This window comes from Vibrio limimangrovi (assembly GCF_054064025.1).
On record NZ_JBSUGF010000019.1, the window covers coordinates 61,403 to 68,964 of the forward strand.

Below are 7,562 nucleotides of genomic sequence, written 5' to 3' on the forward strand. Positions count from 1 at the left end.
AAGTGACTTCTGTTTCGTATTAAAAAGAGAACAATACGTCATGTGCGTTAATCTTTTACTGCAATCAAATATCTCAAATTTCAATAGGCCAGAATGACCCGACAGCCCAAACATGACGTAAAAATCAAACGTTGACCGGGTGTACAAAGCGTATTGGGAGTGACTATGCTTGTTGAACAGGTTTGCTGACAAAGCTTCGTTGCTTGTCAATTTGTAAGATAGCAACAATAAATCGCAAACATTATTTGATCTTAACCTACAGTTTTGGTTAAAAAGTGTAGTAAAATTACGCTAGTTTTGTTTCAAGGTTAGATGGGGCAGTGAAGCCCTACGCCAAAAGTTACTAAATTTGATGAGGTCATCACTATGTCAGCTAAGAAGCCATTGGCTCTAGTTATCCTTGACGGTTACGGTTACCGTGAAGACACAGCAAGTAACGCAATTGCGAATGCAAATACTCCAGTAATGGATGCACTGATTGCGAACAACCCAAACACTCTAATCTCAGCATCAGGTATGGATGTTGGCCTTCCTGATGGTCAAATGGGTAACTCAGAAGTTGGTCACACTAACATTGGCGCAGGTCGCGTTGTTTACCAAGATCTAACTCGTATCACTAAGTCTATCGCTGACGGTGAGTTTGTGGAAACGCCTGCTATTGTTGAAGCTATTGATGCTGCAGTCAAAGCAGACAAAGCAGTACACATCATGGGGCTGATGTCTCCAGGTGGCGTGCACTCGCATGAAGACCACATCTACGCAGCGGTTGAAATGGCTGCAGCTCGTGGCGCTGAGAAAATCTACCTACACTGCTTCCTGGACGGCCGTGACACGCCGCCACGCAGCGCAGAAAACTCTCTGCAACGATTCCAGGATCTATTTGCGAAACTAGGTAAAGGGCGTATCGCATCTCTAGTAGGTCGTTACTACGCAATGGACCGTGACAACAACTGGGAACGTGTTCAGGTTGCTTACGATCTTCTTACTCAAGCGAAAGCTGAGTTCACTGCAGAAACGGCAGTTGCAGGTTTGGAAGCGGCTTACGCTCGTGAAGAGAACGACGAGTTCGTAAAAGCGACTGCAATCAAAACTGAAGGTCAAGAAGACGCAATCATGCAAGATGGCGATGCCGTGATCTTCATGAACTACCGTGCTGACCGCGCACGTCAAATCACACGTGCATTCGTTCCTGATTTTGCTGGCTTCGAGCGTGCTGCATTCCCGGCACTTAACTTCGTAATGTTGACTCAATACGCTGCAGATATCCCACTGGCAATTGCGTTCCCACCTGCGTCTTTAGCAAACACGTACGGTGAGTGGTTATCTAAAAAAGGTCAAACTCAGCTACGTATCTCTGAAACAGAGAAATACGCGCACGTTACTTTCTTCTTCAACGGTGGTGTTGAGAGTGAGTTTGAAGGCGAAGAGCGTCAACTTGTTGCTTCTCCAAAAGTAGCAACTTACGACTTACAACCAGAAATGAGCTCTCCTGAGCTGACTGAAAAACTGGTTGCAGCAATTAAGTCTGGTAAGTACGACACTATCATCTGTAACTACCCGAATGCAGATATGGTTGGTCACACTGGCGTTTACGAAGCAGCTGAGAAAGCGATCGAAGCGCTAGATGAAAGCGTGGGCAAAGTGGTTGAAGCAATCAAAGAAGTGGGTGGCCAGCTACTGATCACGGCAGACCACGGTAACGCAGAAATGATGGTTGACCCAGAAACTGGCGGTACTCACACGGCTCACACAAACCTACCAGTACCTCTAATCTACGTAGGTGACAAAGCGGTTGAGTTTAAAGAAGGCGGTAAACTGTCTGATCTTGCTCCAACTATGCTTTCTCTTGCTGGTCTGGAAATTCCTGCCGAAATGTCAGGTGACATTCTGGTTAAGTAATTAACTGAAATGCTGAATGATAAAAACCCGAGTAATCTCGGGTTTTTTTATATCACAATAATTTGTTGACCTTACTGAACCAGGATGCCCGCTCCGATAACTGCAAGTGCTGCACCTAACCACGCAAAGCGGTTTGGTCGACGTTTGGTGTAAATCCAAAGCAGTGGTAGCAACATGATAGGTGTGGTTGAGGACAGTAGCGCGACCATACCGACGTTCCCTTCACGAAGCGCATAAAGAATCAGTGTCATTCCCACCGCCATGGCGAGGAAGCCGTTCAATGCGGTAATTCCAAAAACTCGCCAAGTAATATGTTGTGTGGGTCTGGCGACTTTTACTCCGACAACAAGCAATAAGCAGTGCGCGACAAAAGCGCTGATCATCCGGATGGCTGAGGCCGCGACAGGATCAACACTGGTTTGCATTACTGGTTTAGCAATGATGCCGCCGAGTGCCTGACACATCGCAGCAGTAAGTCCTAATCCTATTCCTAGCCATATATTACCTTTGATCTCTTCTAAAACGTTGTTGGTTTGCCCTCGTCGACCAAAGAAAATAGCCATCACGACGCCGCCAAAGACCAGAGCTGAACCCAGTAGTTCGGTTGTGGTCATGCTTTCACTAAACAGGAAGTAGCCTAAGATGGTTGAGAACACGGCGTGGCATGAGAACAGCAAGCCAGCTTGCCTTGGACCCATTCGATTCATACAAGCGAATAATGCCGTATCGCCAATGAAGATGCCAATTAAGCCAGACGCCATCATAGGGGTGATATGCTCTATAGAAACAGTGAACCAGCCGCCAGTGAGCCACGCCATGGTGGTGAGGATCACTGCCGTACACCCCATACGCCAACGGCTATAAGAGAACGCGCCAAGGTGCTGTGCAGGAATGACGGAAATTAGGCTAGAGATCGCCCACAAAAAAGCGGCACACAGTGCAAGCCATTCATAACCCATGATTGAGTGAGGTCCTGTTGAATCGGGAGAAAGGCCCTAATATGCATGAAATTTTATCGATGTAAAAGAGCAAGTTAGAGGCAAAGAAAAAGCAGCGTTATAAGCTGCTTCTTCTTGAAAAACAAGATTGGCTTTGCCGGCAGTATAAGGTAGCCAGACCTGCTGGCTAAAACAGGATGATAACTGCACCATAGACAATAAATAAGCCGACCAGACCGAGGATAAGACCGACTTTCGCCATGTCTTTGCTTTCGATTAAACCTGTCGAGTAAGCCAGTGAGTTTGGTGGAGTAGAAACGGGTAAAATCATGCCGAGTGAAGCGGAGAATGCCACAACGACCAGTAGTCCCTGCAGACCCCCAACCGACGCGAGGCTTGGCATAGACACGCCAATGGCGGCAGCGATCGGCATTAATAAGTTAGCGGTTGCTGTGTTGGACATAAAGTTTGCCATCAGCCAGCAGACTAACGAGAGGGCGACTACGACGGCAAATGGTGAGAGCGCTTCATAATCAATGGCGTGAGCAAGTGCTTCAGCTAAGCCGGTTTTATCCAGAGCGATACCAATCGCTATACCACCAGCTACCAGCCACAGTACGTCCCAGTTGATCAGTTTCAACTCTTCCTTACCCATGATGCCCGTTAAGGTGAAAATGGCCAGCGGGATAATAGCTACGACATAGGTATTCATACCGTGCGCCGTGGTCGTCATCCACAGTAGAATCGTCATCGCGAACGTTACGTAGACCACATACGCGCGCCAACTCCTTTTAAATGTCCCATCCAGTTTGAGTTTCATCTCCGCCTCGCTGGAAGGAAAGAGCTTCTGAAGTAAGAACCAGGCGATCGTCAGTTGTATTAATACAAACGGCAGACCCATCATCATCCAGCTCAAGAAGTCGATGGTGTTCTCTCCGGTCAGATACTGCAAAGCGATGGCGTTGGGTGGCGTACCGATAGGTGTTGCGATACCACCAGTGTTGGCCGCGATAGGAATACACAGAACCAGAGCTTTGATGCCTAAATCTCCTTTTGGAGCCGAAGCGACGATCGGACCAAGCAAAGCCAGCATCATTACCGTCGTTGCGGTATTGGACATAAACATGGAGAACACGGCCGTGATCAGCATGAGGCCGAGCATGATGAACTTAGGTTGCGAGCCAAATGGTTTAAGCAATACGCGAGCTAAGTTGTTGTCGAGCTCGTATTTAGAAGCCGCAATTGCTAATGCAAAACCCCCCATAAAGAGAATGATGATTGGTGACGAGAAAGCGGAGAAAATATCGGTGTAAGCGATCAGGTCACCGAGGTCGTGACCGGATGGCGGGGTACGAAAGAGATGTAATCCTTTATCGGAGATCATGATTAGCTCAAGAGCGATGATCAGAATCGAGGTGGCGAAAACCGGGACAGGTTCCAGTACCCAAAGCAGTGCTGCAAGAAGAAAAATAGCCAGCAAACGATGTTGAATTAACGTAAGGTCATCAATTGGAATGGCATCGATCGGCATCATTAACACACCGATTGGAATCAAAAAACACACCAGCAATTTAACCAGCGTGCCAGCACTCATCTTTGGCATTGGAAGCCCCTCTAAATAATCGCTCCACAGCACAGAATAATTGATTGTGCTTTTAAGTATTTAGAGGCATGTAGGAGTTTAAAAAACTAAGGCTAAATTTCGAACAGAGTTTTGTTGTTCATCAATAAAAAAGCCTCCATAAATGGAGGCTATTGAAATCATTGATTATTCGGCAAAGCTACTGCTTATGAGCGTAAGGTGTGCCCATCACGGTTGTTTTGCCGTTATCCATGCTTTCATCGAATGTGATTGCATCTTTCGCGAAAAGGTTGATAACCGTCGAACCAAGCTTGAAGCGGCCCATCTCTTCGCCTTTTTTCAGAATAACCGCTTTGTTGCCTTCTGCAGGGTAGTCCCATTTGTAAACAGAGCTACCGCGTGGTGGCGTGATCGTACCTGCCCATACTTGCTCGATACTACCTACAATCGTTGCACCGACAAGTACTTGAGCCATTGGACCAAACTCTGTATCAAAGATACATACTACACGTTCGTTACGTGCAAACAGGTTCGGCACGTTTTCTGCGGTGAGTGGGTTTACTGAAAACAGATCACCCGGAACGTAAATCATCTGACGCAGTGTGCCATCACATGGCATGTGTACGCGGTGGTAGTCACGAGGAGACAGGTATAGCGTGGCAAATGAGCCATCCTGAAATTCGTTTGCCAGCTTTGCATCGCCGCCAAGCAGTTCTTGTGCCGAGAAGTTGTGGCCTTTTGCCTGAATCAATTGACCATCTTCAATCGGACCAAACTGGCTGACACACGCATCTGCCGGGTGAGTGATCACGGCTTCGCCTTCAGTAATCGGACGTGCACCTTCTTTTAGCTCACGAACAAAAAACTCGTTGAACGTTTTAAAGTGCTTAGGGTCGGAGTGCTTCGCCTCGTCCATGTTCACATTGTACTGCTTGATAAACCAGCGAATAACTGCTGTGGTTAGACTGCCAGCTTGTGCAGAAGCCAGTTTGCCCATCAGGCGGGTTAGGCCATGCTGCGGGATCCAGTACTGCAGTCCAACTTTAATCTTGTCCATCTTTAATTCCGATACTTCTGTTAGATTCGCGCTTTAGGGCGCGTGATGTTACTGAACTTTGATGTGCTTGTCAGTATTCGGTGAAGAATTATTACACAGATGCCGCAACAATCCGGTTACAGGTCCGCTTTCTTATTTCGCGAATATTGGCGATTGGCCTTATTCTCACCCATGCTCTCGAGAATACGGTGGTAGTTCTCAAAACGAGTTTCACTGACTTCGCCTTTTTCTACGGCTTCTCGCAAAATGCAGCCTGGATCATCATTGTGTTTACAGTCTCGGAATTTACAACCGCCAAGGTAAGGGCGGAATTCGATGAACGCTTTGGTGACTTCTTCCGCTTCTAAGTGCCACAGGCCAAATTCACGAACCCCTGGAGAGTCGATCAAATCTCCTCCGGTTGGTATGTGATAGAGACGTGCTGCGGTTGTAGTGTGTTGGCCTAAACCTGACGTTCCAGAAATTTCACCTTCTTCCACTTCTTGTTCAAGTTCTGGCATCAATGCGTTCACAAGGCTGGATTTACCTACACCCGATTGACCGACAAAGATGTTGATACGGTCGCGAAGCTGAGCTTCCAACTCATCAATGCCTTCGCCAGATTTTTTACTCACAAACAGCACGTTATAGCCAATTCGCTCATATTCTTTTAGCCACTCTTCGTACGTCGCACGGTCATCGGCTTCGAGCAGATCGACTTTGTTGAGAACGAGCAGTGGTGCAATGTTAAGTGTCTCAGCGGCGACTAAATATCGGTCAATAATGTTCAGTGACAGTTCTGGCAAAACAGAAGAGACGATCACCATTTGGTCAATATTGGCTGCAACAGGTTTGAGTCCATCGTAGTAGTCCGGGCGGGTAAGCATCGAAGTGCGGGGCTCAACGGCTTCCACTACTCCAGAAATACCTGCCATAGATTCAAGGCCTTCCCGCCATAGCACGCGGTCACCGGATACGAGTGATTCAATGCCACGACGAAGGTTACAGCGTTGAATTTCACCAGTTTCTAAATCTTCGATATCAGCGTGCTGCCCAAAACGAGTAATAACTAAACCCTGTTTGCTTGCGCCAAGCATGTTCTCATCCCATTGGATGGACTCTTCTTGCTTCTGCAAGCGTTTTTGTTGGTTGCTGCGTACGCGTCGCACCTGACCTTTGGTTAACTTTTTCTTTTTTGCCACAATTCTGTACTTAATGTGAATTAACTCAAACGATTGAGCTCGATCTCGGCTCAAGCGAGTGAGTATCGTGTTTCAAGTGTTTTGAGGTATAGTACCTCTTTTATCGATAAACAAATAGGCGGCGTAACCATGTCCTTTAGCGATCAAAACCTAATATGGGTTGATTTAGAGATGACAGGGCTTGATCCTGAAACGCACAAAATCATCGAAATAGCCTCTATCGTCACTGATAGTGAACTGAATATTTTGGCTGAAGGGCCTGTACTTGCTATTCATCAACCAGAAGAAGAGTTGGCGAAAATGGACGACTGGTGTACGAATACGCACACGGCAAGTGGATTGGTTGAGCGTATACGCAATAGCAACATCTCTGAGCAAGAGGCGGTTACTCAAACGATCGCTTTCCTTGAAAAGTGGGTTCCAAAAGGTGTGTCACCGATTTGTGGCAACAGTATTGGTCAGGATCGTCGTTTCTTGTACAAGCACATGCCTGAACTGGAAGAATATTTCCATTACCGCTATGTAGATGTAAGCACACTTAAAGAACTCACTCGTCGTTGGAAACCAGAAGTGTTGGATGGCTTTTCGAAGCAGGGTACACATTTGGCCTTAGACGACATTCGCGAATCTATTGCAGAGCTAAAGTACTATCGCGAGACAATCTTTAAGATTTAACTGTTACGGCTGCGATCTAAATCGTTGCTATTCATGCTTGTTTTGCTTGCTTTTTCATCGTTCGGAAAAAATTTAAAGTTTTTTTGCAGGAAGGACTTGCATCACAAAAAAATGCTCTTATAATTCGCAGCCCTGAACAGCAGAAACGTTGTTAATGCGACACTAGCTCAGTTGGTAGAGCGCAACCTTGCCAAGGTTGAGGTCACGAGTTCGAACCTCGTGTGTCGCTC

General features: G+C 46.8%; 6 protein-coding genes and 1 tRNA gene. 3 read left to right on the top strand and 4 right to left on the bottom strand.

Features of this window, described 5'->3' with window-relative positions; translation table 11 throughout:
- The first annotated feature begins 366 nt into the window (after positions 1 to 366).
- The gene (gene gpmM, locus ACWYU8_RS20615; protein ID WP_457521616.1) at positions 367 to 1,899 is read left to right on the top strand and encodes a 2,3-bisphosphoglycerate-independent phosphoglycerate mutase; all 1,533 of its coding nucleotides are present in this window, start codon (positions 367 to 369) and stop codon (positions 1,897 to 1,899) included.
- Between the two features lie 71 nt (positions 1,900 to 1,970).
- On the opposite strand, the gene ACWYU8_RS20620 is transcribed toward gpmM, so the two are convergent.
- The 4 genes from ACWYU8_RS20620 to rsgA form a co-directional block, all read right to left on the bottom strand.
- Positions 1,971 to 2,858, bottom strand: a complete 888-nt coding sequence (locus ACWYU8_RS20620) for a DMT family transporter (RefSeq protein ID WP_457521617.1) — start codon at positions 2,856 to 2,858, stop codon at positions 1,971 to 1,973.
- 166 nt (positions 2,859 to 3,024) lie between these two features.
- Positions 3,025 to 4,440: an SLC13 family permease gene (locus ACWYU8_RS20625; RefSeq protein WP_444496707.1), complete on the bottom strand. Its 1,416-nt coding sequence runs from the start codon at positions 4,438 to 4,440 to the stop codon at positions 3,025 to 3,027.
- A gap of 178 nt (positions 4,441 to 4,618) precedes the next feature.
- The gene (asd, locus tag ACWYU8_RS20630; protein ID WP_457521618.1) at positions 4,619 to 5,476 is read right to left on the bottom strand and encodes an archaetidylserine decarboxylase; all 858 of its coding nucleotides are present in this window, start codon (positions 5,474 to 5,476) and stop codon (positions 4,619 to 4,621) included.
- A 116-nt stretch (positions 5,477 to 5,592) separates the two neighbouring features.
- Positions 5,593 to 6,657 (bottom strand): small ribosomal subunit biogenesis GTPase RsgA, encoded by a 1,065-nt coding sequence (rsgA, locus tag ACWYU8_RS20635; protein ID WP_457521619.1) that lies wholly within the window; start codon positions 6,655 to 6,657, stop codon positions 5,593 to 5,595.
- A gap of 129 nt (positions 6,658 to 6,786) precedes the next feature.
- Between rsgA and orn the strand changes: the two genes are divergently transcribed.
- On the top strand, positions 6,787 to 7,332 hold the full coding sequence (gene orn / locus ACWYU8_RS20640; protein ID WP_457521620.1) for an oligoribonuclease: 546 nt from the start codon (positions 6,787 to 6,789) through the stop codon (positions 7,330 to 7,332).
- Between the two features lie 156 nt (positions 7,333 to 7,488).
- Positions 7,489 to 7,561 (top strand) — tRNA-Gly (locus tag ACWYU8_RS20645).
- The last annotated feature ends 1 nt before the right edge of the window (position 7,562 follow it).

Bases quoted from the DNA above. Each gene is read 5' to 3' on its own strand.
- gpmM (WP_457521616.1), top strand. From the start codon at position 367: ATGTCAGCTAAGAAGCCATTGGCTCTAGTTATCCTTGACGGTTACGGT.
- ACWYU8_RS20620 (WP_457521617.1), bottom strand. From the start codon at position 2,858: ATGGGTTATGAATGGCTTGCACTGTGTGCCGCTTTTTTGTGGGCGATC.
- ACWYU8_RS20625 (WP_444496707.1), bottom strand. From the start codon at position 4,440: ATGCCAAAGATGAGTGCTGGCACGCTGGTTAAATTGCTGGTGTGTTTT.
- asd (WP_457521618.1), bottom strand. From the start codon at position 5,476: ATGGACAAGATTAAAGTTGGACTGCAGTACTGGATCCCGCAGCATGGC.
- orn (WP_457521620.1), top strand. From the start codon at position 6,787: ATGTCCTTTAGCGATCAAAACCTAATATGGGTTGATTTAGAGATGACA.